This window comes from Streptomyces sp. NPDC033221, assembly GCF_055577005.1.
On the sequence record NZ_JBVIQN010000044.1, the window covers coordinates 14,580 to 40,674 of the forward strand.

The 26,095-nt window shown below is 70.4% G+C and carries 23 protein-coding genes; 15 read left to right on the forward strand and 8 right to left on the reverse strand.

Annotation, left to right across the window (positions count from 1 at the left end):
- Positions 1-85 precede the first annotated feature (85 nt).
- The 3 genes from ACZ53K_RS37445 to eccE all read right to left on the reverse strand — a co-directional run bounded on the left by ACZ53K_RS37445 (position 86) and on the right by eccE (position 5,571).
- Positions 86-3,106 carry an SCO5717 family growth-regulating ATPase gene (locus tag ACZ53K_RS37445; protein WP_468846027.1) on the reverse strand — a complete coding sequence of 1,007 codons (3,021 nt, stop codon included), beginning with the start codon at positions 3,104-3,106 and terminating at the stop codon, positions 86-88.
- Between the two features lie 402 nt (positions 3,107-3,508).
- On the reverse strand, positions 3,509-4,357 hold the full coding sequence (locus ACZ53K_RS37450) for a hypothetical protein (RefSeq protein WP_468846029.1): 849 nt from the start codon (positions 4,355-4,357) through the stop codon (positions 3,509-3,511).
- Positions 4,357-5,571, reverse strand: coding sequence for a type VII secretion protein EccE (eccE, locus tag ACZ53K_RS37455; protein ID WP_468846031.1), 1,215 nt, complete (start codon positions 5,569-5,571; stop codon positions 4,357-4,359). Before eccE ends, ACZ53K_RS37450 begins: the two co-directional genes overlap by 1 nt.
- A gap of 375 nt (positions 5,572-5,946) precedes the next feature.
- Here eccE and ACZ53K_RS37460 point away from each other — a divergent pair, with 375 nt between their 5' ends.
- The 9 genes from ACZ53K_RS37460 (at position 5,947) to ACZ53K_RS37500 (ending at position 15,328) form a co-directional block, all read left to right on the forward strand.
- Positions 5,947-7,575, forward strand: coding sequence for a type VII secretion protein EccB (locus tag ACZ53K_RS37460; RefSeq protein WP_468846034.1), 1,629 nt, complete (start codon positions 5,947-5,949; stop codon positions 7,573-7,575).
- A 274-nt stretch (positions 7,576-7,849) separates the two neighbouring features.
- Entirely contained in the window at positions 7,850-8,173 is a 324-nt protein-coding gene (locus ACZ53K_RS37465) for a WXG100 family type VII secretion target (protein WP_468846037.1), read from the forward strand.
- A 134-nt stretch (positions 8,174-8,307) separates the two neighbouring features.
- A complete protein-coding gene (locus tag ACZ53K_RS37470) occupies positions 8,308-8,601 on the forward strand; it encodes a WXG100 family type VII secretion target (protein WP_073760719.1) in 294 nt (97 codons plus the stop codon).
- Positions 8,602-8,848: 247 nt separating this feature from the next.
- Entirely contained in the window at positions 8,849-10,072 is a 1,224-nt protein-coding gene (gene mycP, locus ACZ53K_RS37475) for a type VII secretion-associated serine protease mycosin (protein ID WP_468846040.1), read from the forward strand.
- Positions 10,065-10,412 (forward strand): hypothetical protein, encoded by a 348-nt coding sequence (locus ACZ53K_RS37480; RefSeq protein ID WP_468846043.1) that lies wholly within the window; start codon positions 10,065-10,067, stop codon positions 10,410-10,412. The genes mycP and ACZ53K_RS37480 overlap by 8 nt, the downstream gene beginning before the upstream one ends.
- Positions 10,413-10,461: 49 nt before the next feature.
- Complete coding sequence (locus tag ACZ53K_RS37485) at positions 10,462-11,967, forward strand: hypothetical protein (protein ID WP_468846046.1); 1,506 nt, start codon at positions 10,462-10,464, stop codon at positions 11,965-11,967.
- A gap of 91 nt (positions 11,968-12,058) precedes the next feature.
- On the forward strand, positions 12,059-13,414 hold the full coding sequence (locus tag ACZ53K_RS37490) for a S8 family serine peptidase (RefSeq protein ID WP_468846049.1): 1,356 nt from the start codon (positions 12,059-12,061) through the stop codon (positions 13,412-13,414).
- Positions 13,415-13,863: 449 nt separating this feature from the next.
- The gene (locus ACZ53K_RS37495) at positions 13,864-14,205 is read left to right on the forward strand and encodes a WXG100 family type VII secretion target (RefSeq protein WP_468846051.1); all 342 of its coding nucleotides are present in this window, start codon (positions 13,864-13,866) and stop codon (positions 14,203-14,205) included.
- Between the two features lie 31 nt (positions 14,206-14,236).
- Complete coding sequence (locus tag ACZ53K_RS37500; RefSeq protein WP_468846054.1) at positions 14,237-15,328, forward strand: WXG100-like domain-containing protein; 1,092 nt, start codon at positions 14,237-14,239, stop codon at positions 15,326-15,328.
- A 29-nt stretch (positions 15,329-15,357) separates the two neighbouring features.
- Here ACZ53K_RS37500 and ACZ53K_RS37505 read toward each other — a convergent pair whose 3' ends face one another.
- Positions 15,358-16,350, reverse strand: a complete 993-nt coding sequence (locus ACZ53K_RS37505) for a WXG100-like domain-containing protein (protein ID WP_468846057.1) — start codon at positions 16,348-16,350, stop codon at positions 15,358-15,360.
- Positions 16,351-16,657: 307 nt separating this feature from the next.
- Positions 16,658-16,954: a WXG100 family type VII secretion target gene (locus ACZ53K_RS37510; RefSeq protein WP_468846059.1), complete on the reverse strand. Its 297-nt coding sequence runs from the start codon at positions 16,952-16,954 to the stop codon at positions 16,658-16,660.
- A 471-nt stretch (positions 16,955-17,425) separates the two neighbouring features.
- Between ACZ53K_RS37510 and ACZ53K_RS37515 the strand changes: the two genes are divergently transcribed.
- The 4 genes from ACZ53K_RS37515 to ACZ53K_RS37530 all read left to right on the forward strand — a co-directional run bounded on the left by ACZ53K_RS37515 (position 17,426) and on the right by ACZ53K_RS37530 (position 19,968).
- Positions 17,426-18,025: a hypothetical protein gene (locus tag ACZ53K_RS37515; RefSeq protein ID WP_468846061.1), complete on the forward strand. Its 600-nt coding sequence runs from the start codon at positions 17,426-17,428 to the stop codon at positions 18,023-18,025.
- Positions 18,025-18,747: a hypothetical protein gene (locus ACZ53K_RS37520; protein WP_468846063.1), complete on the forward strand. Its 723-nt coding sequence runs from the start codon at positions 18,025-18,027 to the stop codon at positions 18,745-18,747. The genes ACZ53K_RS37515 and ACZ53K_RS37520 overlap by 1 nt, the downstream gene beginning before the upstream one ends.
- A 158-nt stretch (positions 18,748-18,905) precedes the next feature.
- Entirely contained in the window at positions 18,906-19,541 is a 636-nt protein-coding gene (locus ACZ53K_RS37525; protein ID WP_468846065.1) for a hypothetical protein, read from the forward strand.
- Positions 19,542-19,668: 127 nt separating this feature from the next.
- A complete protein-coding gene (locus ACZ53K_RS37530; RefSeq protein ID WP_468846067.1) occupies positions 19,669-19,968 on the forward strand; it encodes a hypothetical protein in 300 nt (99 codons plus the stop codon).
- Between the two features lie 266 nt (positions 19,969-20,234).
- On the opposite strand, the gene ACZ53K_RS37535 is transcribed toward ACZ53K_RS37530, so the two are convergent.
- The 3 genes from ACZ53K_RS37535 to ACZ53K_RS37545 form a co-directional block, all read right to left on the reverse strand.
- Entirely contained in the window at positions 20,235-22,352 is a 2,118-nt protein-coding gene (locus ACZ53K_RS37535; protein ID WP_468846069.1) for an ATP-binding protein, read from the reverse strand.
- Between the two features lie 200 nt (positions 22,353-22,552).
- Positions 22,553-23,866, reverse strand: coding sequence for a hypothetical protein (locus tag ACZ53K_RS37540; RefSeq protein ID WP_468846072.1), 1,314 nt, complete (start codon positions 23,864-23,866; stop codon positions 22,553-22,555).
- Between the two features lie 316 nt (positions 23,867-24,182).
- On the reverse strand, positions 24,183-24,611 hold the full coding sequence (locus ACZ53K_RS37545) for a hypothetical protein (protein WP_468846074.1): 429 nt from the start codon (positions 24,609-24,611) through the stop codon (positions 24,183-24,185).
- A 271-nt stretch (positions 24,612-24,882) separates the two neighbouring features.
- On the opposite strand from ACZ53K_RS37545, the gene ACZ53K_RS37550 reads away from it, so the two are divergent.
- Complete coding sequence (locus ACZ53K_RS37550; protein ID WP_468846077.1) at positions 24,883-25,191, forward strand: hypothetical protein; 309 nt, start codon at positions 24,883-24,885, stop codon at positions 25,189-25,191.
- Positions 25,188-26,048, forward strand: coding sequence for a WXG100 family type VII secretion target (locus ACZ53K_RS37555; RefSeq protein WP_468846079.1), 861 nt, complete (start codon positions 25,188-25,190; stop codon positions 26,046-26,048). The genes ACZ53K_RS37550 and ACZ53K_RS37555 overlap by 4 nt, the downstream gene beginning before the upstream one ends.
- The last annotated feature ends 47 nt before the right edge of the window (positions 26,049-26,095 follow it).

Consider the following 26,095-nt stretch of genomic DNA (forward strand, 5'->3'; position numbering starts at 1 on the left):
TCCACGACAACCCGCGCGGGTCGCGCGACAACGGGACAGGGCCCGGCACTTCTTCGAGTGCCGGGCCCTGTCGTGTGCCGTGGTGTTACTGCGGCGGGGGCTGCTGCGTCCATCCCGGCTGGAGGCCGGGCTGGCCGGGCGCCTGCGGCGCGTCCGGGGGCGGCTGCTGCCACCCGGCGGGCGGCTGCTGGCCCTGGGGCTGCTGAGGCTGCTGGGTCCAGCCGCCCTGCTGCGGCGGGTACCCGGCGGGCTGCTGGCCGGGCGCCTCCTGGCCCGGCTGCTGCGGGTACGCCTGCTGGCCGTACTGCTGCTGCCCGTACTGCTGCTGGGCGTTCGGATCGCCCGGCTGCATCTGCTGCTGGGCGGCCGGGTCGTTCCAGGCCCCCTGCGCCTGCTGGGTACGGGAGAAGTCCTCGGCCACCAGCGCGGACAGGTGGAAGTACGCCTCGCGGGTCTTCGGACGCATCATGTCCAGATCGACCTCGGCACCGGCGGCCAGATGCTCGTCGAACGGGACGACGACCACACCGCGGCACCGGGTCTCGAAGTGCGACACGATGTCGTCGATCTTGATCATCTTACCGGTCTCGCGGACCCCGGAGATCACCGTGATACCGCGCTGTACGAGGTCGGCGTAGCCGTGCGCGGACAGCCAGTCCAGCGTGGTGCTGGCGCTGGACGCACCGTCCACCGACGGCGTGGAGATGATGATCAGCTGGTCGGCGAGGTCCAGCACCCCGCGCATCGCGCTGTAGAGCAGGCCCGTGCCCGAGTCGGTGAGGATGATCGGGTACTGCTTGCCGAGGACGTCGATCGCGCGCCGGTAGTCATCGTCGTTGAAGGTCGTCGAGACGGCCGGGTCCACGTCGTTGGCGAGGATCTCCAGACCGGACGGCGCCTGCGAGGTGAACCGGCGGATGTCCATGTAGCTGTGCAGCTGCGGGATCGCCTGCACCAGGTCACGGATGGTCGCGCCGGTCTCGCGGCGCACCCGGCGGCCGAGCGTGCCGGCGTCCGGGTTCGCGTCGATCGCCAGGATCTTGTCCTGCCGTTCGGAGGCGAGGGTGGCGCCCAGCGAGGTCGTCGTCGTGGTCTTGCCGACGCCGCCCTTGAGGCTGATGACCGCGATCCGGTAGCAGGACATCACCGGCGTACGGATCAGCTCCAGCTTGCGCTGGCGCTCCTGCTCCTCCTTCTTCGCACCGAGCTTGAAGCGCGAGGGCTGCGCGTTGGCGCCCGGCTTCTTCTTCTTGGGCTGGTTGCGGAGCAGACGGTCAGAGGTCAGCTCGACGGCGGCGCTGTAGCCCAGGGGCGCGCCGGGGGCGGCCCGCTGCTGTTGCTGCTGCTGGCCCGGCTGGGAGTACTGCGCGTAGTTCGCGGCGGCGTTCGGGTCGGCACCCTGGACAGGGGTGGGGGCCTGCGGCTGCTGCGGGGGCTGCGGCTGTGCTTGCTGGGGTTGTTGAGCCTGCGGCTGTTGGGGCTGCTGCGGCTGCTGTGCTTGCGGCTGCTGTGCCTGGGGCTGTGCTTGCTGCTGACCGTACGCGGGGTACTGCTGTTGCTGCTGTGCGGGCGCGGCCTGCTGCGGGTAGCCCTGGGCGGCCTGCGGGTAGCCGTAAGCGCCCTGCTGCTGGGGATAGCCGTACGCGGCCTGCGGGTGGGCCTGCTGGGGCGCCTGCTGCTGAGGCTGGGCCTGCTGCGGGTAGCCGTAACCGCCTTGCGCAGCCGCCGCGTTGGGGTCGGCCGGTGCCTGCTGCGGCATCGGGGCGCCCTGCTGAGGCTGCTGCTGGGGGTATCCGTAGGCGGGCTGGGGGTAGCCGTAAGCGGCCTGCTGCTGGGGCTGTTGAGGCGCCTGCTGAGGCTGCGGCTGTGCCTGCTGCTGCGGGTATGTGGCCTGCTGCTCGTAAGGCTGCTGCGGCTGCTGTGCGTACGCCTGCTGCTGAGGCTGCTGGGCCTGCTGCTGGTACGGCTGCTGCGCCTGGTTCGTCCGCGGGTCGGCAGGCTGGTACTCCGGAGGCAGCGGCGGCAGATTCGCAGGCGCACCTGCCTGCTGCCCGGCGGCGGCGCCCCAGGGCGCGCCCTGCTGAGGAACGCCCTGCTGCGGTACCTGCTGCTGCGGCGCCGCTTGCTGAGGCACCTGCTGCTGAGGCATCTGCTCAGGCGGCAACTGCTGCTGGGGCACGCCCTGCTGGGGAGCCGGCTGAGCGACTTCCTGCTGCACGGGCTCCGGCTGCTGCTGCGCTTCCGGTGCGGCCTGCTGCTCCACAGGCTGCTGCTGTACGGGCGGCTGCGGCGCGGAGACCGGCGCCTCGGACTCCGGCGCGGGCTGCGCCAGAGGAACGGGAGCGGGCGCCGGAGGAGGAGCCGGAGCCTCGGCTTCGGCGGGACCGCTGGTCCGGTCCGCTTCGTCGGCCCGCTGCTCGTCGGCGGCCGGTGCGGCCTCCACCGGGGCGAGCGCGGGGGCCGGTTCGGGCTCGGGGTCGTCGGCCCACAGCGACGCCACCGGGTCGACGCCGGTGCCGGCCCGTACGTTCCCGGAGGCGGAATCCGCTGCAGGGGCGCCGGACTCCGGGGGCTCGGCGGGCGTTTCCGGCGCGGCCTCGGCGACGGGCGCGGGAGGCGCTACGGGAGCCACCGGTTCGGGCGCGGGCGGCGGCGCGGGCGCGACGGGAGCCGGGGCGACCGGCGGTGCGGTCGGCGCGGGCGTCGGAGCGGCGTCGGCGGCACCGTCGTCGGGCCGCAGCGTCGGAAACCCGGGAGGGGCGGCGGGCGGCGCCGAAGCGCCCTGCGGCGCGCCCTGCGGCGCGCCCTGCGGCGCGCCCTGCGGCGCGCCCTGCGGGGCACCTTGGGCCGGGCCGCTCTGCGGAGCGACCGGGCCGGGACCTGCCTGTGCGGGCCCGGTCAGCGGCGCGCCGGCGGGCGGCGTGGAGGGCGTGGCGGCAGGAGGTGTGGCCGGGGCGGCCGCGGCCGAACCGCCGCCGCTGGTGTCGTTGCTGGCGTACCAGGCCGGAGCCGCAAAATCGATCTTGAATTCACCCGTCAGATCGAACTCGGACTGGTCGTCGTCAGGATCGTTCCCGTCCGGACGGAAAGCCTCCTGCTCCCTCACTGTGCCTCCTGGTGTACTGAAACGCACCTGAACGGCAGGACCGGATACAGGCGGATCAATCGGATGTAGCGGACGTCGGACCACACCACCCCGGGTAGCGCCAACACTAACTGTCTCCATCCCCGTATCGGCAGCCGTCGGTGTGCTCCTGCGGCTCTCCAATACAGCCTAATCAACAGTCGACCCCGAACGGCAGTCGATGTCATCTCGTCTTGGCAACCCCACGATGCACCGGCAGCACACCGGTGCACACGCCCGCCGCCGTGCCCGTACACGGCCGGCTGCTCCGGAAACCCCGGCGGCCCGGCCCCGTGTACGACGCGTCCGCGCGGGCCCGCGGGCACTCCCAAGAGGTACCCGCGAAGCCCGCGCCGTACGTGTCGCGCCCCGTGCGGCGTTCCGTCAGTCCATCCGCCGCGCGCCGCCGAGCAGGTTCGTCTCCGCGTCGGTGGGCTGCGTCATCACGAACTGGTGGCTGTCGCGCGTGCACCAGAGCATCGCGTTGTCGCTGAGCGTCGGCAGCACCCCGCCGATCTGCGCCGGCAGCCGCATGATGCGCGTCACGACCTCGGCCTCCTCCGGCGACAGCCGCTGCAGGCAGACCAGGTCGGCGCGGGCCAGCAGCTGCGGCGACCGCGGGCCCAGGAAGGGCAGCACGGTCAGCACGGACTGCCATGGCCCGGGCGCCAGCTGATTGCGCGGCGGCCGCGCGCCCATGTCCCGTACGACCAGGACCGGGCTGGAGACCGACGGGCCCTGCGGGGCGATCTGCCGTACGTCGTGCACCGATACGCACTGCTGGCCGCCGCCCGCCGCCTGCGCCATCTGCGCCCAGGCCGGCGGCCGCGCGGTCTCGACCGCGACCCGCGCGCCGGTGGCGACCGTACGCAGCGACAGCACCTGCGCCAGCCACATGCTGCCCACCAGTACCACTTCGAGCGGGCTGGGCCGCAGCAGGCTCAGTACCGCGGGCTGGTTCTGCGGATCGATGCCGATGATGACACCGTCCTCCGCGACCGGCAGTGTCAGCGAGCCGAGCGACTCCGGCGTCAGGACGTGCGGGCTGCGCCGCGGACCGCGCAGACCGAAACCCGGCTGCGGGCGCGGGCCGCCGGCCGCCGCCTGCCGCTCGTCGGGCCGGGGCTCGTGGGAGAGCCGCCGCCCGCCGCCGGCGGGCGCGCCCCCGATGGGGGGATTGCGCCAGCCGTCGCTGCTCGGGGTGGCGCGGGGCTGGTAGGTGGGCGTCGCCATCAGCGGGTACCTCCGAGGGGGAGCGTGGCCAGGAGACCGGGGAGCTGCTCACGGTCCAGCCGTACGAGCCCGACCTTCGCGGAGCCCGAACGGCGCTCCAACTCGCCCTGTGCGGCGCTCAGTTCGTTCTCGCTGCGGGTCGAGAGGCGGACGTAGCCCGAGATGGCGGGCGCCCGGCCGCTGCCGTGCGAGGCGGTCAGCGAGAAGGTGCTGGCCATCGCCGGGGTGCTGCTCAGCAGCTGGACGACGCCCGCCAGCGGCGTACCGCCCTGGCCCAGCTGGGGCCAGCGGCCGATCCAGTACGTGGTGTGCCAGCGGTCGTCGCAGCGCATCGCGCGGACCGTCTCCTGGATGCGGCGCGCGGCGCGGCCGTCGCGGCCCATCGCGCCGTTCGCGGCCCGCGGGCTGACGCACACCGCGGTGCCCACCGCGGCCACCACCTCGCGCTCGGCGAGCACCTTGGCCCGTACGCCGTGCGCGGACAGCCGGCTGACGAGCTGGTCGGCGGCGCGCAGCAGCGACCGCTTCGCGCCGTCGAGGCCGCCGCCGCGCGCCTCGATGGCCTCCGCGCACAGTTCCGGGTCCAGCTTCAGCGCGATCCAGGTGAGCTGGAGCGCGGGCGTCTTGGTCTGCGCCTGGAGCGGCGCGTAGGAGCGGGCGGCGACGGCCTGCTCGGGCAGGTGCGGGGCCGGGGCCGGCTGGGTGTACTGCACGAACTGCACCGATTCGAGGTGGATGTCCTCCACATCCAGCGCGGTGTGCAGCACGTCCATCGGCAGCGCGCGGCCGCCGCTCGCCGGGCGCAGCGGCTCGTCACGGCCCTCCAACTGGACCAGGGCGGTCAGGAACGTACCGTCCCCGACGAAGCCGATCGCGCGCTGCTCGGCGTCGGTGTACTCGTACGTCCGCAGCGCCGGGTCGCACTCCACCAGCGGCGCGAAGGCCGGGTCGACGCCGCCGCTGCCGACGGCCGAACGCTTGGCTCGGCGCTTCATCGCGCGCACCGTCGTGATCCACTCCGGCAGCGGGATGCGCCGGCGCCGGCCGAGGGCGAAGACGACGAGAACGGCCGCCAGTACCCCCGCGACGGTCAGGGCGACGGGGTGGATCGCCCACCCCACCAGCACCAGCGCCGCGGCGATTTCGATGATCGCGAGCTGTTGGACGCGGACGCCGCCGATGCTTCCGGCCTGCGCGCGCAGCCGGGGTGCCACCGGTCCGGCCGGCCGGGCCGCCGCTCCACGACCCTGATTTCCTCCATTGCCCGGAGCTATACCGTTTTGGCCCGCATTTCCCGCGTATTGCGGCGCAACGGAAGGCTGTTGCTGTTGCTGCCGCCCATTGCGGCGTCGAGCCCTGGTGGCGCTGGACATCCCCCGGCCTGCTCCTCTACTGATGATGTGGCTCCGAGCATTGTGCCTCTGAGCGGTATGTCTTCCCGGCCTCAGTACCGTCGTCGAGACTGGTGCACCGGAAGGTGGCACCCGTACCGTACGGGTCGATCGACACACGGCATAGTAGAGGGCGCTGCGGCCCGAGTGCCGGGGGCGGTCCACGGTGGATCCGACAGGCGGGGAGAGAAAGCAACAATGGCATCACGTCGGGACGAGCTGAATGCGTATTCGTTCGCTCGAAAGCGGACGACTGCGGCATTTCTGAAGCCGCTGCCCAACGGCTCGATCGAGAGCGCGCCGCGGCCGCTCAAGGCGGTGCTCCCGAGCATCCTGCTCGGCCTGGTGGTCACCGTGGGCTTCGGCGCCTGCGGCATCCTCAAGCCGGTCGCCCCGAAGGGCTGGGACACGCCGGCGCAAAACGTCATCGTCGGCGACAAGTCCACCACCCGGTATGTCGTTCTGAACAGCAAGGGTGAAAACGGCAGCAATCAGAAACTTCTGCACCCGATCCTCAACCTGGCCTCCGCCAAACTCCTTCTCGACCCGAAGAAGTTTCAGGTCGTAAAGGTCAAGGAAGAGGAACTCGACGGAAAGATCCCGCACGGCCCGGCCATCGGAATCCCGTACGCCCCCGACCGGCTGCCCACCACGAAGGAGGCCGGCACCCCCAAGGTCTGGGCGGTGTGCGACCGCCCGGGCAGCGGTGAGAACAGCAAGTCCCAGCAGGCCGTCTTCGTCCTCGGCGGCAAGGACAAGGCCAAGGTGCTCGACCACGGCAAGCTGGACCTGCACCAGGCGCTGTACGTCCAGGACCCGGAGGGCGAGAAGTACCTGGTCGACGAGAACGGCGTGGCCTTCAAGTTCGACGCCCTGGCCGGCAAGGCCCCCTCGCCGGCCGTGAAGGAGCAGCAGGACGACAAGCTGCGCCAGGTCATCTTCGGCGACGCGCAGCCGCAGCAGGTGACCTCCGAATGGATGAACACCCTCATCAAGAGCCAGATGCCGCTCATCATGCCCCGCGTGGACAAGGCGGGCACCCGGGCGGCCGTCGAAGGGGTGCCGAGCAAGTACAGCGTCATCGGCAACGTCCTGGAGGCCGGCGACAGCCAGAAGTACGTGGTGACCGCCGACGGCCTGGAGAAGGTCTCGAACTTCCAGGCCAAGCTGCTGCTGGAGGGGCCGAACGCGACCGCCGTGAACAAGGGCGGCGACAAGATGGACGCCATCAAGGTCTCCACCGACAGCATCACCCCCAAGCGTGACGACAAGGACCAGGTCGTCCAGTTCGGGTCGGAGTACCCGGGCACGGCCCTGTGGCCCTCCGAGGCCGTCACCATGGCCAACGCCGCCGCGACGCGGCGCAGCTCCGGCATCGGCGACGCGGGCAAGGGCGCGGACGTGGCCTGCAGCGTCTACCACGGCACCGGCACGGAGTACGCGAACGGCGCGGGCAAGGCGCTCGGGTTCAGCGGCGCCGTTCCCAAGATGTCCACCTGGGTCGGCAAGGACTACCCGGCCACCATCGCCTCCGGCTCCGCCTCGTACGTGACGCCCGGCAGCGGCCTGCTGTACCAGCAGGTGACGGGCACCGCCAAGGAAGGGTCGCTGTTCCTGGTGACCGACACCGGACTGCGCTATGCGGTGCCGCGCAGCAACGACAGCGCCCACAAGGCGGGTAACGCGGAGAAGGAACGCGACCAGTCGCAGATCCACCTCGGATACGAAGGCGTGCACCCGCCGACGGTCGACAAGGCGTGGTCGCAGCTGCTGTCGGAAGGGCCGCAGCTGGACGTCGACAGCGCCAAGAAGCCGCAGAGCTCCTGACGTCGCAACCCTCACCACTCCTTCACATCCGAGTAGGTAGCTGTACCTACTCGCTTGACCGAAAGAAAGGCATCTGTCCGGTTCCATCAAAATGCCATTCGGGACCACCCAGTTGCCTTTGTTGTGATCCCGTCACAACTGCCCACCCGCTGTTGGGAACAGGCGTATGGAGTGGTTAAAGTGGCGGAAGGCGTCAACAGAAGATGCCGACCGGGGGAGCTCTTCACGCGGATCCCCCGGCCCGACGTACGAGTCTCATGGGGGACGTTGACTTATGGCTGGTCAGCAGTTCACAACCACTGAGGAGGAGATGGTCGCATTCAGCGGCCGTATCTCCTCCGTCAACCAGTCGATCCAGGGTGAGATCACGCGCCTCAACGGGGTCGTCGAGGGCATCACGTCCGGGTGGAAGGGCAACGCCGCCACCTCGTACCACCAGCTGCAGACCCAGGTGAATGACGACGCCAAGCGCCTGAACCAGCTGCTGAACGAGATCAAGGAAGCGATCGACTCGACCACGAAGAACTACGTGGCCTCGGAAGAGGAGCAGGCCCAGTCGATGTCCCACGTCTCCGCGCAGGCTTCGCCCTTCGGATGACGGGACCGCGCCGCACGCCGCGGCGCGCCCACCTTGCCGCAGCACGCACCGGCCCACCGCCCCGGCGGACCGTGGGCCGGCCCGTCCGCAGCGGCATGTGAATCGATCAGAGCTCAACTCCCCGAGGAGACCACATGTCCGGCCAGATCCTCGTCAATTTCGCGACGATCTCCCAGGCCAGCTCCGACGTGCGCGGAACGGCCAACAACATCCGTACCCAGCTCGACGACCTCGAGTCGGGTGTCAAGAAGATCGCCGCCAGCTGGGAAGGCGCTGCGCAGGAGGGCTACCAGGCCCGCCAGCGTGAGTGGGACCAGCGCGCCGCTTCCCTGCACTCGACGCTGGAAGCCATCGCCAAGGCCCTGGACCAGGCCGCTCAGAACTACCAGAGCACCGAGTCCAAGAACGCCAGCATCTGGGGCGGCTGACCCGTCACCGTCCACCGACGGAAACGGACACAGCACAACGGCTGAGCAGCCACGAAGGCTCGCACAGTGGTGAATGAGGGCGGGCGCGCTGCACCAGTGCGCTCGCCCTCACGCAGTCCACCCACTTCCTCCACCGCCTCCCCGGTTCCTCCCCCTCACCTTCCCGAATCCGCCACACACGGAGAGCAGACACCTCGTGGGATCTCGCGCCAATGGACACCGAGCCGGCCACCGCGGACGCGCGGCGGTGGCACTGGCCGGTGCGGCCTCGGCCGTCGCCCTGTCCTGCGCGACCGCAGCGCCGGCGATCGCGGACCCGAACGTGCCCCTGAACAGTGGCCAGTGCACGTTCGGCACCGACGACATCAAAGAGACCCCGTGGTCGCTGCAGCGCCTGCTCACCCGGCAGATGTGGGCCTACAAACGAGGTGCGGGCGTCAAGGTCGCCGTCATCGACACCGGCGTCGACTCCGGCAACGAACAGCTGCGCAGCGCCATCAGCGGCGGCAAGAGCTACGTCGACAAGGGCAAGCCCACCGAGGACCAGGTCGGTCACGGCACGAAGGTCGCCGGCATCATCGCCGCCCGGGAGAAGGCCGGCTCCGGCTTCTACGGCCTCGCCCCCGAGGCCGAGATCATCCCCTTCCAGCAGACGGACAAGGAAAAGGGCGGCACGGCCGACACCCTGGCCAAGGCGATCACCGACGCGGTCGCCGCGGGCGCCGACATCATCAACATCTCCCAGGGCACCAACGCGGACCCCGCCCGCCTGGGCAGCCTGCGCGCCGCGGTCACCGCCGCCGAGGCCAAGGACGTACTGATCGTCGCCTCCGCGGGCAACGGCGGCGCGAGCGGCGCCGAGCAGAGCATGTACCCCGCCGCCTTCGAGAACTCCAACGTGCTGGCCGTCGGCGCCTCCGACCGCAACAACGAACGCGCCCCCTTCTCCCAGGCCGGCGCCTTCGTCGACATCGCCGCCCCCGGCGTGGACATGGTCTCCACCGTCCCCAACGGCGGCAACTGCGTCGACCAGGGCACCAGCTTCGCCGCCCCCTACGCCGCCGGCGCCGCGGCCCTGCTGATCGGCCGCAACAAGGCCGAGCACCAGAAGTGGAAGCCGAGCGAGATCATCTGGCACCTGGAGAAGACCGCCGAACGCGTCCGCAAGAACCGCGACCACAACATCGGCTGGGGCGTCGTCGACCCCGTAGCGGCCCTCAACGACAAAACCAAGCCGACCGGCGAACCCAAACCGGACACTGACTCCGGCGCGGCCAACACCGGCGCCAACATCCAGCCGGCCGTCCTGACCATCGGCGAATCCACCGAGGAACGACAGGCCCGCATCGCCATCTACATCATCGGCGGCGGCGCACTGGCCGTCGCCACGGTCGTCGGCTCCTCGATCGCCCTGCGCGACTGGCGCCGCAAGACCGGCTACAAATCGAACGGGGAGGCCAATCATGGCTAACGATTCCTACCGCGTTGATCTTGACCGGTTGGACGAAGTGGTGAAAAAGCTCAACGCCGTACTGAAGGACATGCAGGGGGCTTCGGGTAAGGCGAAGAGTGGGACGCATCTGCCGCCGGGGGCGTTGGGCAAGGGGTTTTCCGAAGAGGGGGAACTTCGTGATGCCCACACCAGGATGAAGACGCACATCGAGAACGAGGTCCTCAAGAAGCTCGAAAAGCTGATCGAGGATCTGACGAAGAAGACGTCCAAAACCCATGGCGCCTACCAGGACCGTGAGCAGGAGACGAGCAACGCAATGAAGCGGGGCCAGTCCTCGCCGAACGGCCAGTTCCAGTAAGCCGTGATCGTGGACACTGGGAAGACTGAGCAGAAGAGGGGGCAGGCCCATGGGTAGCTATGCGGATCCGAAGTACGCGCCACAGGACAAGTGCTACGCGATCGAGAACACGACGAAGTTCCACAAGCTTGACTTCGAGCGGCTGAAGTCCATGGTGGCCGACGCGAAGCCCGAGGACGTCGCGGGTGTCGGACACGCCTGGGAGCAGGTGCACAACCAGCTGGTCAGCGACAATGGCGGTGGCATCAAGGCCTTCTTCGACAAGGCCATCAACGAGGTGCTGGAACACTGGGAAGGCGACGCGGCGAAGGCTTTCCGGGAGCGGGCTGACAAGATCAGCCAGAACATCGCCAACGGAGCTTCCTACGCCAAGCTCGCCAGCGACGGTATGAAGCACTCGAGCGAAGCCCTCAAGACGTACAAGGCACAGCTCGACGACATGGAATGGCCGAGCTGGGGTGGCCGGGCCTGGGACTGGGCCACCGACAGCAGCCGCGACGACTCGAAGGCGGACGCAGCCCTCTCCGGAGGCAAGAGCGCATCCCAGGTCGTTGAGGACCAGGAGGACGCTCTCTCCGCCGGCAAGGAGACACAGCTGAAGGCCGCGGCGGTCATGGAGTATCTGGGCGCCGCCTACCGGACGAATGCCGCGGCGATCGGCAACCCGGCGCGCAGGGTTGACGACCCGACGACCGTGCCGCCGCCGGACGGTGGACCTGCGGTTCCTCCCGTGCTCCCGCTGCCTGCAGCCGTGGCACGGAAGCCCAAGCCGATGGTCGGTGGGCCGGGCAAGGGGTTGGGCAAGGGGCCCGGCTTCTCCTCCGACGGCCTCCAGGCCCCCAAGACGGACGGCATCCACGGCGGCGTGGGCTCCGTCCAGCCCGGCAAGGGCGGCATGCCTTCCAATATCGGCACCGGCCTCGACAGCTTCAACCCGCCCAGCACGTCGGGCCCCGGCGGCGGCCTGAACAGCACCGGTCCCGGAGGTGGTTCCGGCCTGGGGACTGCTGGAGGCGGCGGGCAGCTCAACGGTGGAGCCGGAGGCGGCGGTCACCTGGGCGGCGGACCGGGTATGCCCGGTATCGCCAGCGGCGGTAAAACAGGTGGCACCAGCGGCGGGAAGTCCGCCAGCCGCATCGGGGGCACTGGCCCGGCCGGCGGCTCCGGTGCCGCAGGTGCGCGCAGCGGGCGCCCGGGAATGCCCGGCATGGGTGGTGCGGCAGGTGGCGGCGCCGGAGCGCGCGGCGGAGGTGCCGCCGCAGGCCGTGGTGGCGCCCTGGCCCGCCAGAAGGGCGGCGTGGTCGGCGGCACCAGCGGCAGCAAGACCGGCGGCGGCGCACAGGGCGGCTCGGGACTGCACCGCAGCCGCGGTGGTGCGCAGGCAGGTACCGGGGCGAGCGGTCGGCGTCCGATGGGCATGGCCGGTGCCCCGGGTGCGCACGGCGCCAAGGGCAAGGACGACAAGGGCCAGAACGGCCAGCGTCCTGACTACCTCGTCGAGGACGAGGAGACCTGGACGCCGGAGCGTAATGTGGCGCCCAAGGTCATTGAGTAGGGACCAGTCGGTCTGACAGCCGGCGAAGACGAGACGGGGCCCGCAGTCCTAGGGCTGTGGGCCCCGTCCTGTTTCAGGAGAGGTGTACGGCATGAGCTTCACGCGGACGCTGCGTGCGGTGAGCGGCGCGGTCTTGGCGGGAGCGCTGGTCATCGGCACCGCACCGGCTGCTTCGGCGGACTACATCAGAGACGGGCAATGGTCGCTGGGGGCCTTCGGCGCCGACAAGATCCGGCAGTATTCCACGGGCAAGAACGTCACCGTGGCAATCATCGACAGCGGAATCAATGCGGACCACCCCGACCTCAAGGGGAGCGTCCTTCCCGGAAAGAGTTTCGCTCCTGAGGGCGGGACCGCTGATCACGAGGATTCCGACGATCACGGAACGGCGATGGCAGCACTGATCGCCGGCCACGGGCACGGGGCCAACCGGGCCGATGGAATCATGGGGCTGGCGCCGGATGCCAAGATCCTGCCAGTCAAGATGCAGTCCTCCGCGGACACGCTGTCCGGGCAAGGCTTCGCGGCACCGCTCCGCTACGCAGTTGACCAAGGAGCCAAGGTCGTCAACATGTCCTTCGTACAGGGACGGGTTGGCGATGACGAAAAGGACGCGATCGCTTACGCCTTGCAAAAGGACGTACTGCTCGTCGCGGGCATGGGAAATGACGGGGAGTCGACTCCCCAGTATCCCGCCGCCGCCCCTGGAGTTCTTGCAGTCGGTGCGGTGACGAAGAACAACCAGGTGTGGGCAGATTCGAACTACGGCCCGCACATCCGCCTCCTCGCCCCCGGCGAAGGCATCTACTCGGCCGGCCTCGGCTCCAAGTACCGTCAAGCGGACGGAACGTCCGACGCCACGGCTTACGTTTCCGCCGCCGCCGCCCTCGTCCGCTCCAAGTTCCCGAACCTCACCGCTGGACAGGTCGCCAATCGTCTGACGAAGACGGCGATCACTCCCGACGGCAAGTCGGACATCAGCACGCCGAGCCCCAAGTACGGCTACGGCACCATTCGTCCGTACCGCGCGCTCACCCAGGACATTCCCGCCGGGTCCAAGTACGGGCCGCTCAAGGCTCCGGAAGTCACGGATTCGACTTCGGCGGGGAATGACGGCGCCACTCCCGGCAAGGCCGGTGAGGAAAAGGCGAGTGGCGGCAGCGGTATCGGGATTCCGCCGATCGTCATCATCGGTCTGGTGCTGGTTCTGCTCGTGGCGGCGCTTGTGGTCGTCATCGTCATGGTGCGGCGTAAGAAGAACAACGGTGGTCCGCCGCCCGGTGGCCCTGGTGGCTTCGGTGGCCCTGGCGGCCCCGGTGGCAACGTCGGCTTCCCGCCGCATCAGTCCGGCCCGTACCAGCAGCAGCCGAACCCTTATGGGCAGCAGCAGCCCAACCCCTACGGTTCGTACCCGTCGGCTCCGCCTGCCCAGCCTCCGGGGCAGTAGCCGCAGCTTCGCATAACTCCAGAAGGGCCCGCAGCCAAGGCTGCGGGCCCTTCTTTTGTGTTCGGGGGGAGCGGGGCATGGCAAGCCGTCAGCGGCGCGCAAGCTGTTCGCCCGGATGAGTGGTGATTGATATTGGCGGGCGAGTGCCAATTTGGCTTCATTTGATTGTCTGATAGTGACCTGCCTGACGGCCTTGGGTTTCGAGGATGCGCCCGATCGGTGGGGCTTGGCGGCGGCACGTTAAAGGTTTCTTCGGATTGTCCGAGCGGTGTGGGGCGGGGGAGCCGGCCCGGGTGTGCGAGAGCGCGAGGCGGCGGCGCTGGCTGTTGGGGCGTTTGATGGCTGACCAGTGGCATGGAAGGCTCGCGGCACTCAATTGGGCGGGCCAAGGGCTCGCTATTTCTTTCGCTGAGTGCTTGTTCGGGATTTTCCAGTGGGGGTTGTGTGTGATGAGCGAAGCATTCGCTGTCGACTCGGACGGGATCAGGCGTCAAGGGCGGGAGTTCGATGACATCGGGGCGGAGTTCGGGTCCGCCGCCAAGCGACTGCAGGACACGTTGAAGGGGTTGGGGGAGCCGTGGCGGGGCGCTGAATTCGCTGAGATGTTCGCCATGATGTACGAGCCGGTCCGGGACGGCATGTTCACATCCATGGACTCGTTGGGGAAGCGCCTGGCGGGGATGGGCGAGAACCTGCAGGAAATGGCCAGGAGGTACGAGGCGGCGGAGGGGGAGAGTCTGCAACTCGTCGGTCGGGTGTCGCGCACGCATTCGTCCCCTTGGGGGCCGTGATGGCGGCGAGCGGCCGGGGGAGGAGTCGACCGTGGCGCTGACGCTGCCGGGTGAGGTCGTGTGGGTGCTTGATCTGCTCGGGTACAACTGGCCCGACGCGGACGAGGACAAGCTCATGGAGTGCGGGCGAGCCTGGCTGGAGTTCGCGGCCCAGGTCGGACGGACCGACGGGCGGGGCGGGTCGGCGGTGCGGGAGGTCGTCTCCGGTAACTCGGGCGAGGCGGTGAGCCGCTTCACGGATGAGTGGGAGGACTTCTCGGGTGGGCCGGGGGCCTACCTCGCCGATGCGCAGATCGCGGCCAATGTGATCGGCATCGCTTTCGAAGTGGCGGCGGCCGCGGTGTTCGCGGCCAAGGCCGAAGTGATCGTGCAGCTCGTCATCCTGGCCGTCGAACTCATCGCGGCGCAGGCCGCCGCGCCCTTCACCTTCGGGCTTTCGGAGGTGGGCGCGCTGGGAGTGACGCAAGCCACCCGCCTCCTGGTGCGACGGCTCCTGGACACGCTGAAGCAGGAGGTCGTCGAAGCGGTCACCAAGGCGATGGCAGACGCCGCCGAGAAGGGCGTCAGGAAGATCGCCTCGGACTTCGTGAAGAACCAGGTCAAGGACTTCGCGACGGAGTACGCGAAGAAGGCGGCCCGGGACCTCGTCATCGATCCCGCCAAGGAGAAGGCGACGGACATCGTGACCGGGGCGGGGCAGGACGTCGTCCGGCAAGGCATCGAGAGCCATTTCGGGGCCCGTGACGGCGTCGACCTGGGTGACACGGTGAGCGGCGCCAAGGAGGAATTCGCGAAACAGTTCGGCGCGGTCGAAGGCGGGGTGTTCAAGCCCGGCGAGTACGTTGCCGGCGCGCCGAGTGGTCCGGGGCAGCGGGAGGGCGGTCTGGCCGGTCTCCTCGACCCCGCGACTCACCGCGAGCGTCTGGTGGACGGCGCGACGGAGGCCGGCACCAACGCCGCAGCGGCGAGAGTGAGGGATGCGGTTCAGCGCGGGAGGGGAGGGGCGGGAGAACCCGGAGAGCGTACTGGTAGTACCGGTGCTGGTGCCGGTTCTGATACCGGTACGGGGACTGGAACAGGGAGCGGGGGCGTAGCCGACGACGTTCGTAGCGTTTTCGGCTGAGCGCCCCCGTTGCTCCCGCTCCCGTCACCTCACCCGAACACCGCCTGCACCGAATCCCGTGCGCCGGCGGTGACGCCCTGGTGGCGGGTGGCGGCGCCGCCGGTGCGGTTGTCCACGTGTTTCTGGGCCGCGTCCAGGCCGCGGTTGGTGAGGTCTTCCCTGGCGTGGTCGGCGTACGTCTGCGGGTCGGCCAGGCTCTGGGCGCCTTCCTTGAGACCGTCGACGTATTCGCCGGCCTTTTCCTTGCCGATGTCGGCGGTTTCGCCCCAGTCCATGCCGTCGCGGGCGCCGAAATGGTTCTCGATGCCCTGCTGGGCGATGTTCTGTCCCATTTCCGTGGCGGCTTCGGTGGCCTTCGCCTTGCCCTCTTCGACGACCTTGTCCTTGACGGTCTCCTTGACCGTGTCCTTGACCGTCTTCTTGGCGTAGTCCATCGCCAACTGCCGGGCTTCCTTGGACACCGCCTTCTTCGCCAGCTTCTTGATGGCGTCCATCGTCGCGTGTTCCATGGCTTTGGTGACGGCCTGGACGACCTCTTGCTTGATCTTGTTCAGGATCTCGCGGACGGCGATCCGGGTGATTTGGGTCGCGCCTGCCGCGCCCGCTTCGGAAAGGCCGAACGTGAAGGGGGCGGCCGCCTGGGCGGCGATGAGTTCCACTGCGAGGACGACCAGCTGGGCGATGATCGCGATCTTGCCGGTGAGTACGGCGATGGCCGCCGCGTCGAACGCCAATGCGATGGTTTCGGCGGCGATTTGGGCGTCGCGCAGGTAATGGTCGGAGCCGGAGCTGCCGGCGAAGGAGCCCCATTCCTTATTGAACCCGTCGACCGCTTCACCCGTGTTCGCCGCGACCACCTCGTTCGCTGCCGACGAGCCCTGTGAAGCCGCCTGTTCGACCTGGGCGGCGAAGTTCCGCCAGGTCTCGGCGCACTTGAAGAGCGCGTCTTCGTCGGCCTGCGGCCAGTCGTAGCCGAGGAGTCCGAGGACCCAGGAGACCTCGCTCGGCAGTGTCAGTGACACAGTGATCGTCCCCCGTGCGGTTGTAGCCGTGTGCGGCTGGAGTGATCGTGATCGTGGTGTGGTGCTGATCGGCGGCGTTGATGCTGATCAGGGGTACGGGCGGTGTGGGTGGTGGGAGAGTGGCGGAGTGGAGGGGGCGGGGACGGGCGGGGGCCGAAGGCGGTGGGTGTGCGGACCGGACCGTGGGTGTACGGACCGGGTCGCGGACCGGTGGGCCGTACGGCGTAGGGCACGATCGGGTCGTACGGCGAGATGCGCGATCGGTCGTGTGGCCGGACGCGCGCGGCAGTACGGGCGGGCCGGCGCCTCAGACGGCGGGGCGGGGGACCGAGCTGACGACGTGGACGCCCTGTTCGTCGGACGCCGTGTACGTACGGGCCATTCCCTGGAGTTTGTCGCCGATGTCCTCCAGGCGTTCACCCAGCGAATCCATCGAGGTGAACATGCCGTCACGGATCGGGGTGTAGATGACGTCGAAGGCCGCGCCGAAGTCGGCGTCCTCCCAGGGCTTTCCGATGCCCTGCAGGTCGTCCTTGAGTTTCTTGGCCGCCTTGCCGAACTCCGTGCCGATGTTCACGAACGCGTGTCCCTGCGTGCGCAGCACGTCAGGATCTACGTCAAATGCCTTGTCCGCCATCACGACCCCCGTCATTGCCTGTCATTCGCGCTTGGCGCGTTTGTCTCTCGACACGTCCAGCGTGACCACTTTATGTGCTCTTAACGCAGGCATGTCAAGGCGGCCCCTCGGTGGCGGAAGCCGGGGTGGCGGTGTGGCCTTCGCGGGGACAGCGGCGGCGAAATGGGTGACAACAGGGCGCTGCTGGATGCTCGTTGGAGTGTTAGGTAGTGCGGCCTCTGCTCGAATGCGGCTCGAATTCGGGGGGATTGACCGTGCCGGGGTGTCGGTGACGACCACAATTCGGGCCGGCGGGGAGTGGTGCGGACGGGGAAAGAGGTGGTTAAGTTTCGGTACCTGCCCGGTCAAGAGGCCGCGCGCCCCGGGTGGCGTGCGGGTCCGTGCCGTACGGCTGCCGAGCAGGCCCGGCACTGTCCTCCACAGCATCGCGGTCCCTCCATGCCAACGCAGCCCTTCATACGAGCCCGTTCCCCGGCCCGGTCGCCGTCCTCGGCGGGCAGGGTCGTCGGCGCCGGACTCGTCCTCGCCGGGCTGTTCGTCGGCGGACTGACCGCCAAGGACATGGGGTACGCGAACGGCCACCAGGGCGACGCGGGCACGCTCACCGTCCAGGAGTGCCGTACGCGGTTCGACCGTGTCGGCTCGTCCCACCACCGGCACGCACGGCCCGTCGTCACCTGCACCGGCACCTTCCGTGCCGACCGGGGCGGTGCGGAGGTCGAGGACGCGACGGCCGAGACCGGGGCCAAGTTCGAACCGGGCAAGCAACTGGCGGTCCAGAAGACGGCCCGTACGTTCGTCATGCTCGACGAGCAGTGGGTCTGGCGGAGCCTGGCGATCGTCTGCGTCTCGGTGTGCGCGATCGTGGCAGGGCTGTTCTGCCTGCTCACCGGATTCGGTACGCGTCGGGGGCCGGGATTCGGGGATGCCTGGCGCCGGGTGCCCGGTGGCGTCGTGGTCCGTGCCGTACTGGCCGGTATCGGCGGCCTGGCCGCCCTCGGCGCCGGTGCGGCGCTGCTCGTCGACGGGATCGTCTGATGCCGCCGCCGACGGCACGCCGTACGACGCACGCGTCACTCCGCCCCCTCGGCCGTGCCCTGGCGGCGGTGCCCAGCCGCCGCAACGCCGCCCGGCATGTGGTGGGGCGGGCCACCGGCCTCGTCCTGGTGGTGCTGGGGGTGATGGTCTGCGGGATCTCCGTCAAGGAGACGGCGCTGGCCGCCGGATATACGGGTACCCACGGGACGTACACCGTCGAGGAGTGCCACGAGCGCTACGCGACCGCCGGCAGCGGCCGCCACGGCAGCCGCACGGTCAGCTGTACGGGCACCTTCCGGGCGGAGCGGGACGGCGTGGACCGGGACGGTGCCGACCGGGAAGGCGGCGATGCCGGCCGGGAGGGCGCTGCTGCCGACCGGAACGGCGCCGGCGGAGTCAATCCGTTCGGGACGTTCCACCCCGACACGGTGTATCCGCCGGGCACCCGGGTCCCCGTACAGAGCGGTGACGGCGGAATGTATGTGACAGCCGGTTGGGAGCAGGCGTGGGGCGATGTCGCCGGGGTGTTCGTGTCGCTGCCGATGCTCTCGGCAGGCGCTTTCTGCCTGCTGACCGGCTTCGGCGCCCGCTGGGGCCGGCCGTTCGGCGACAGCTGGGACGGCCTGCCCGGCGGTACGGTGCTGCGCCCGCTGCTGCTGTCCGTCACCGGGATGGGCATCCTTGGTGCAGCCGTCTTTCTCTTTTTGCAGCATTACGGGTGACCCTCCGGACCGCCTGGCCGGCCGGGCGGGTACGTCCGGGCCGTAGGCTCGGCTCAACGCGCAAGCCCGTACACCCCGTGCGCGCGGCATGTCCGCCATGCCGATGCGCGCATCGCTCGTCCCGCACCTACGCACGCCCTTGGAAAGGATCGCTGACCATGGCAGCACAGTCGGAACACACCAGGTCAGGCGCGTCCCGTGAAGCCGGCGTGGGCGACGTGGCGGGTGCGGACGGGGTGAAGCGCGGCCTGGGACGGCTGATCGGGGTGGGCGTACTGCTGGCCGCGCTGCTGCTGATCGCGATCGGTGTCTACGTGGGCCCGTACTCGGTATGGGTGGACGGCAGCCCCGGCAAGATCACCGTGGAGGCCTGCGCCACGGATTACCACTACGCGAACAAGCAGCACTCGGGGAACCGTACGCGCGACATCCAGTGCTACGGCACGTTCCGGTCGGACGACGGCCGGACGAAGGACCTGAACGCCAGTGTCGACTCCTGGCACCGGTTCAAGGAGGGTGACCTGATCGAGGTCCGTCAGGTCGGCCGTTCCAGCTACGTCCAGCACAGCTGGAACCGGCTGGCCAACGGCGTGCTGTGCCTCTGTGGCGGACTGGTCGTCTTCGTCCTGGGCGTGCTCTGCACGGTGACCGGGTACCGCTTCCGGGGCGCCCCCACCTTCGACGACGCCTGGCGTTCGGTCGGCCCCGGCGTGCTGCGGACACTGATGGTGGGGCTGATGGCCGCCGGGCTGATCGGCGCGGTGCTGTCCGGGGCGGTGCTCTTCTTCACGTAGCGGGGGCGGGTGCGGGGGACGGGTGGGAGCCCGGAGGTCTCGCTCGCTACGGCCGCGCCGCCTCCCGCACCAGGAATGCGAACGCAGCCGTACGGCGCCGAACAGCCGTCCCGTACCATTCCCGCTCATGGACGCACCCGCCGATGAACAGCCCCTGCCCACACGCCGCGTGAACCTGACGCCTCGTCAGGCCCGGCGGGTTCGGATCGTTCTGGCCTCCGTGCTGATGGCCGCGATGGCGGCCGTGCTCGTGGTCCGCCTCGCGAGCCGAACATCCGTCCTGGTGGTGGGGGTGTACGGCGCCGCGCTGATCCTGTGCGGGGTCGTGATCGAGCTGAGCCGGAACGGGCGTACGCGACTGGGCACCTGGCTGCTGGGCGTCGGGCTGGCGGCTGCCCTCGCCGCGGACTGGCTGCTGCTGCCCTGAGCCGTGCACTGGACGGTGATGGGTGCCGATCGCGCCACATGTGTCGCGGCGTCCGTCAACAGGCGGGTCGACGACGCCGTAGGCGTTGCCCACCTCCGCCGGCGGCCGCCGCTGACCGGTCACCGGATCGGCCTTGGGCGGCGGCGGAACGGCCCATACCGCTCAGCCGAGGTCGAACTCCTCCACGCTGGCCTGGCGCGGTGGGCCCTGGTGCCCCTCCGGGGTGAGCCAGCGGTCGGCGGGGGCCCGGGCCTGCGCCTGGGTGGTCACGTGCGGTCTCCTACATGGCCGTACGGGGCGGCGGGGGCGTCGACTGGTGGGGCGGGGATGGGGACGGAGGGCGCGGCGGGGGCCGGTGCCGTGTCCGTACCGATCGGATCCGGTACGGGGGCGGTCACGGGCGTCGGCAGCGGAATCCGCAGCGCCTTGACGCCGCGCGCCGTGGCGACGACGAGGACACCCTCGGGGGAGAGGCCGGCGCCGGTGAAGGGGAGGTCGCTGATGAGGTCGGCAACCACCTCCGCACGCTGCCGGTCCCACACCTGGAGGTGGTCCGCTCCGCGGCTCAGCGTGAGCGGTGCCGCTGCCCGTATGCCGTCCGAGGGGTACAGAATCTGCGCCGGATCGGCGTCCACGAGCCCCGGGCCCGGCAGCTGATGGACGAGCACGGCGGAACCACCCGCGAGGCCCGTGCGGGAGTCGGGTGTGCCCTCAGGGACGGTGAAGACTGCGACCGGCAGCGCGGCGGGGGCCGGATTCCCGGCTGCGGGGGCCTGCGGCAGGCTGCCGGCCGTCACGTCGGTGACTCCGGACAGCGGCATGCTCCACAGTGTGCGCCACGGCAGGCCGAGGCCGAGCGCGTGCACCGCTTCCGCGTACGGACCGAGGCCGTCCTCGACGAAGGCCGTCTCCAGGAGCGCCGCCCGCGTCACGACGGACGTGCCGGGCCGGGTGAGCAGCGGGGCCGTCCGCAGGTACGTACGGGCGGGAGCGCCGAGCGTTTCGTACGGCACGGCCTCGACCGCTGTGCGCAGCGGCACCGGGTCGGCGTGCGCGAACAGGCCGGGGTCGGTGAGCAGTTGCGGGAGCAGGCCGGCGTCCAGAGTGTGCGCGGCGAGGTGGTCGCGGACGTACGGGTCGGCGCGGGACCAGTCCTGCTCGGGCACGGCCTCCAAGAGAGCCATGGAGATACGTGTCTGCGCGTCGCGCGGGTCGGCCAGGCCCGCACGCACCTCCTCCGCGACAGCGGGGTGCACGAGGCGCAGCAGCCGACGGCCACCGACACCCCCGGTATCCCGGGAGGCTGGTGCGGGAGCCTCGCCGTCCTGCTCGGACGGTTCGACGAACGGTTCCGCCAGCGGCATTCCCTCCGCGACCTCCCGGCTCATGTCCCGCCCGGCGACGGCGGAGGCCAGCGGCTCCCACAGCCCGACAGGCAGCCCGCGCCCTTCGGCGAGCGCCAGTGGAGCCAGCAACAGCCGCAGCGTCTGCGGATCGGCGCCCAGCCGCCGCGCGTGCAGGTCCAGCGCCTCGCCCACACTGCCCGGCAGCTGCGACACGTCGGCCGGGCCGAAGTCTTCCGGCCGCATCAGGACACACCGCACGGCGAGTTGCGCGGTCAGCCGGCTGCCGTCGGCGCGCTCCGCGACGGCCTCGGCGAGCGCCCGGCGCACCCCGGGATCTTCGGTGTACGGCAGTGCCGGAGCCCCGGCCCTCGGAGTGAGCGCCTTCTCCACCTGGCGGACCAGCCCCTCGGGGTCGGCCCAGCGCGGCTCGTCGAGATCGATGACCTGCCCCTGGCCGGACGGCAGCGACGCGATCACCTCGGCGGCCAGCGCACGCGGCACGTCGGCGAGCAGTTGCACCGTTCCGGTCTCGGCCAGCGGCTTCAGCACGTCCCGTACGAGACGGGCGGGCTCGTCGGCGGCCCGCACCGGGCCGGCCCGGTCGACGTCCGGGACGACGACCGTCACCGGGTCGGCAGAAGCGGCCAGTTCGGGGACGATGTCCGCGCCGCGGACGGCGTCCAGGCCGTAATGCCCGGCGATGGTCCACAGCACCTCGTCCGCGGTCCGGCCCTCGGGCTCCGGCACGGCGGGCGCGGGCAGGTCGGGCGGCACGGTCGTCGGGTCCAGGTCGTCCAGCGGCAGGCGCTTGCGGCCCTCCGGATCGCACAGCATGAGGAATCCGGCGACCAGGTGTGAACACCCGCTGCCGGGGCTCCCGGTGAGCACGACGACCCGGGGCGCGCCGGGCCACTGCATACGCCAGGCGGCGAGCGCACGCAGGACGGCGGTACGGCCGCCGATGTGCGGATGCGGCGCGTAACCCCCCGTACTGCTGTGCTCCTCGCCCGAGGCGTACATGACTTCCTCGTCCCCCATGAATTCTTCGCCCTCCACCGTCGCGGATCGCCGCGTGCGCCGGCCGGCCGATCTGCCGTGCTGACCGTGCTGTTTGCGATCTCCGCGCGGCGAACGCCGCTTGCTCGCGCTCCCCGCGCCGTCCGTACTCCGTTCCTCGACTCCCGGCTGATCCTACGATCCGGCACTGACACCGGCACCGCTCTTCGCCGAGGCCCAGGTCAGCCCGTGGGCGGTGGCCCGAAGCCGCCCTGTGGCGGGGGATACCCGCCGGGAGCCGGATATCCGCCGGGGGCCTGGAACCCGCCTGGCGCCGGATACCCCGGAGGCGCCTGCTGCCCCTGGTATCCGGGATGTCCCTGGTGTCCCGGAGGTCCCTGAGGCCCCTGATATCCGCCGGGCCCCGGAGCACCAGGCACAGGCCCGCCGACAGCCCCGTACGCGGGCCCACCCATGGGCCCACCCACGGGTCCTGGCATCCCGGGAACCGCGTACCCAGGCCCCGGCATCCCCGATATCCCCGGCACCCCCGGCTGGACCGGCACCCCGGGCCGCCCCATCAGCACCAGCACCAGCACCGAACCGACCAGCTCCATCAGCATCAGTGCCCGGCTCAGCAGCGCGCCGCCCGGCGCCGCGTCACCCAGTTCGAAGAGCGTGCCGGTGCGGAGGTAGCCGCACATCCCCAGGAGGGCGACCGGCAGCAGGGCCAGCGCCAGCCCGAGGGCGAAGCCGCGGGCGGAGACCCGGCGGGTGGCGGCCAGCAGGGCGCCGGCCGCGCACAGCGGGAGGAAGGTCAGCCAGGCCCAGCCGGGCGCCGGCCCCAGCAGACCCACGAGCAGGCCGCGGCCGGTGAACAGGACGTCCAGCGGCACCCCGTACCCGCTGCCGAGGGTCTGCACCAGCATGTAGCAGATCCAGCCCACCCAGAAGAGCGTGAGCGTGCCCAGCGCGATCGCGGACACGGGGCCTGCGGGGCCGCCGGGGCGTACCGGAGGCAGGCCGGGCGCCGAGCCGGGGCGCGGCCAGGCCCGGATGCCGGCCGGCAGGACGATGGCCGCGACGAGGGCCAGCGGCACCAGGGCGCCCGCGGAGAGGAAGACCGCCGTGAGGGTGGAGTCGTCGACGTCGCCCGCGCCGAGGAACCAGCGGTTGGTCGAGGTGTGGTTGCCGGTGCTGACGGTGGCCTGTGCCCGCAGGGAGAACGTCATCGCCGTCGCCACCGCGAGCAGGCCGCCGGCCGGCCGCCGCCCGGCGAACGCGGCCCCTACGGCGGCGCCTTGCAGCAGGGCCAGGCCCACCTCGTACGGAGTCGTGACCGGATAGGCGGCCGCCGTGGCGCCACCCGGACCGGAAGAGCCGGCGGAACCGCCGGAAGCGGGTGACGCGCCCCCGGTCCACACATCCCACAGCACGCCGGGGCCGAGCGTCACAAGATCGTGGCCGAGCCAGTACAGAGTGTGCAGGAGGAAAAGCAGGCACAAGGTGCCCGCCGTGATCCGCGCGCCCTTACCGAGCACCCGAATATGTGGCATTTTGCTCCGCTCTCTCCCGCGTGCGCTTCTCCGGCACGCGAACGCGCACGATAGCAATGCCGGTCAAGATCCCATCAGGAACCGACAAGTGTCATCAAGGCGTGATCACATACCGGTGAATGCGGTCAACGCAGACCGGGAGAACGGACCGGACAAGCGGGAAAATAGGATGCCGAGTCAGGGCCCGTGATGACCATGGCATCGATGGCATCGAAGGCATCGAACGCGCCGAAAGGGCCGAGCCGGACCGAATCCCGTTCCCGTATGCCGTACGAACGGCCAAGAGGCCCGGCCGCCGACAGCCGGGCCCATGGGGTCAGTCCCGGTGGCTCGTGCCGCCCCGGCCGCCCCGGCGCGGCCCCGTCACGATGGCGCCCGAGGGCCCGTCGCGCTCGGCGCGCTCCTGGTCCTCCTTCGCCTCCTGCTCCTGCTGCCACTTCGCGAACTGCTCGCGGGAAGCCTCCCGCTCGGCCTGCGTCTGGTTCTCCGCCGCCCGCCGCATTTCGTGCATACGGTCGCCGATGGCACCCATGTACTCCTCGGACTGGATGGCGTCCTTCATGCCGATACGCCCGGAGAGCACCTCCTTGGCCATCTCCTGGAGCTTTCCGCCGACATTGGGGTTGGTGGCCAGTGTCTGCAGGGCCTTGCGCAGCCGGTGCGCCTGCTCGGGGTCCTGGGCGACGTCCATCAGATCCTCGTCCTGGATCTGCCGCTCATTGCCCATGCCGCTGATACCGCTCATGTCTTCTGCCCCCTGTGAACTCGGTGGCACAGCAACCGCGTGTGCTGCACCGGCGTCCTGAGTCTAATGACGGATCCGAACGATGCGTCAAGGAGGGTTGTTGGCATTGCGGGATATTGGTCCCTTTTCCCGCCCCGTGATGCCGTCCCGCCGCTTCGGACGCGGCGGTCGGCCGCTATCCGGGTGTGCTAGACCTGGGGCCTTGTCCGGCAGGCCGCCGCGCTTTCGAGCCGCGTCATTCGAGCTGCGCCAATCAATTCGGGGAGAAAAGATGTCAGACGAGGTCCGGATCAGTACCGAGGAGCTGCACAAGCTCGGTACCAAGTTCGAGATATCCGCGGACGACCTGGGCCGTCAGCTGACCGCTTTCAGACGGCGCAGTGACGCCGAGGCGCTGTGCGACGGGTTCGGCTCACGTGAGGCGGCCGGGCCGTACCTGGAGCTGTACGAGCAGGCCGAACGCGCCCTGGACCAGCTGCGGGAGCGGCTGGCGGAGGTCGCCGGCGGCATCAGGGAGACCGCCGTGTCGACGGACGCGGCCGAGGAAGAGCTCGTCAAGACGATCCGGGGTGTCCAGTGACCGAGCAGCGCAACCCCCACGCCCTGCACGAGGCGGCGGCCGGCTGGCGGGACATGGGCAAGCACCTGGACGGCCTGGTACGGGACCTGGACCGGCACGTGGGCCAGGCCGCGGCCGCCAACTGGCACGGACCCGCGGGCGAGGCGTTCGCGGCGGAGTGGCACCGGCTCAAGCGGTCCGTCGACGAGACGCTGCCGGCCTTCGAACTGGCCGCGGCCGACCTGGAGAACGCCGCCTCCCAGGACGCCTCCCACAACAAGGGGGCGCACGCGGGCGCGGGCTCCGGCGCGCACGACTCCACACCGGCCGCCTCCCAGGACGACGGCTCGCAGTCGTCCGGTACGCAGACCGCATACGGCTTCATGGCCCTGGGCCAGCTCGCCACATCGCTGGGCGGCGCCTTCCGCGGCAAGGGCGGCAAGGGCGGCAAGGGGCAGCGGCCCCCGCTGACCGAGCACTGGGAGACCTCCGACGCACCCAAGGGGCCCGACCCCTTCGGTGCGCCGCAGGCCGGTGGCCCGAAGAGCGCGCGGGGCGGCGCGGGAGTGGCCAAGGGCGTACGTACGGGGGAGCCCCAGGCCGAGAAGGCCGACTCCGCAACCCCCTCCGATCCGGCCGCCCAGGCGTCCGGCACCTCCGGCACCTCCGGCACCTCCGGCACATCGGACAAGCAACAGGGCAAGGACGGGACCGGGGCCGAGGCCACGGCATCGGCCTCAAGCCAGGAGCAGGCGGCCGGAAAGCCGTCCGGAAGGTCGTCCGGGAAGCCATTCGACGCCCTGGAACAGTCCGCCATCGAGGACAAGGACGCCAAGAACCCGTCCCCCAACGTCCGCCGCCACGGCGCCTTCGGCTGAACCCGCACGGCCTCCCCCCACCCCCAGAAACGCACCAGGGCGCCCCT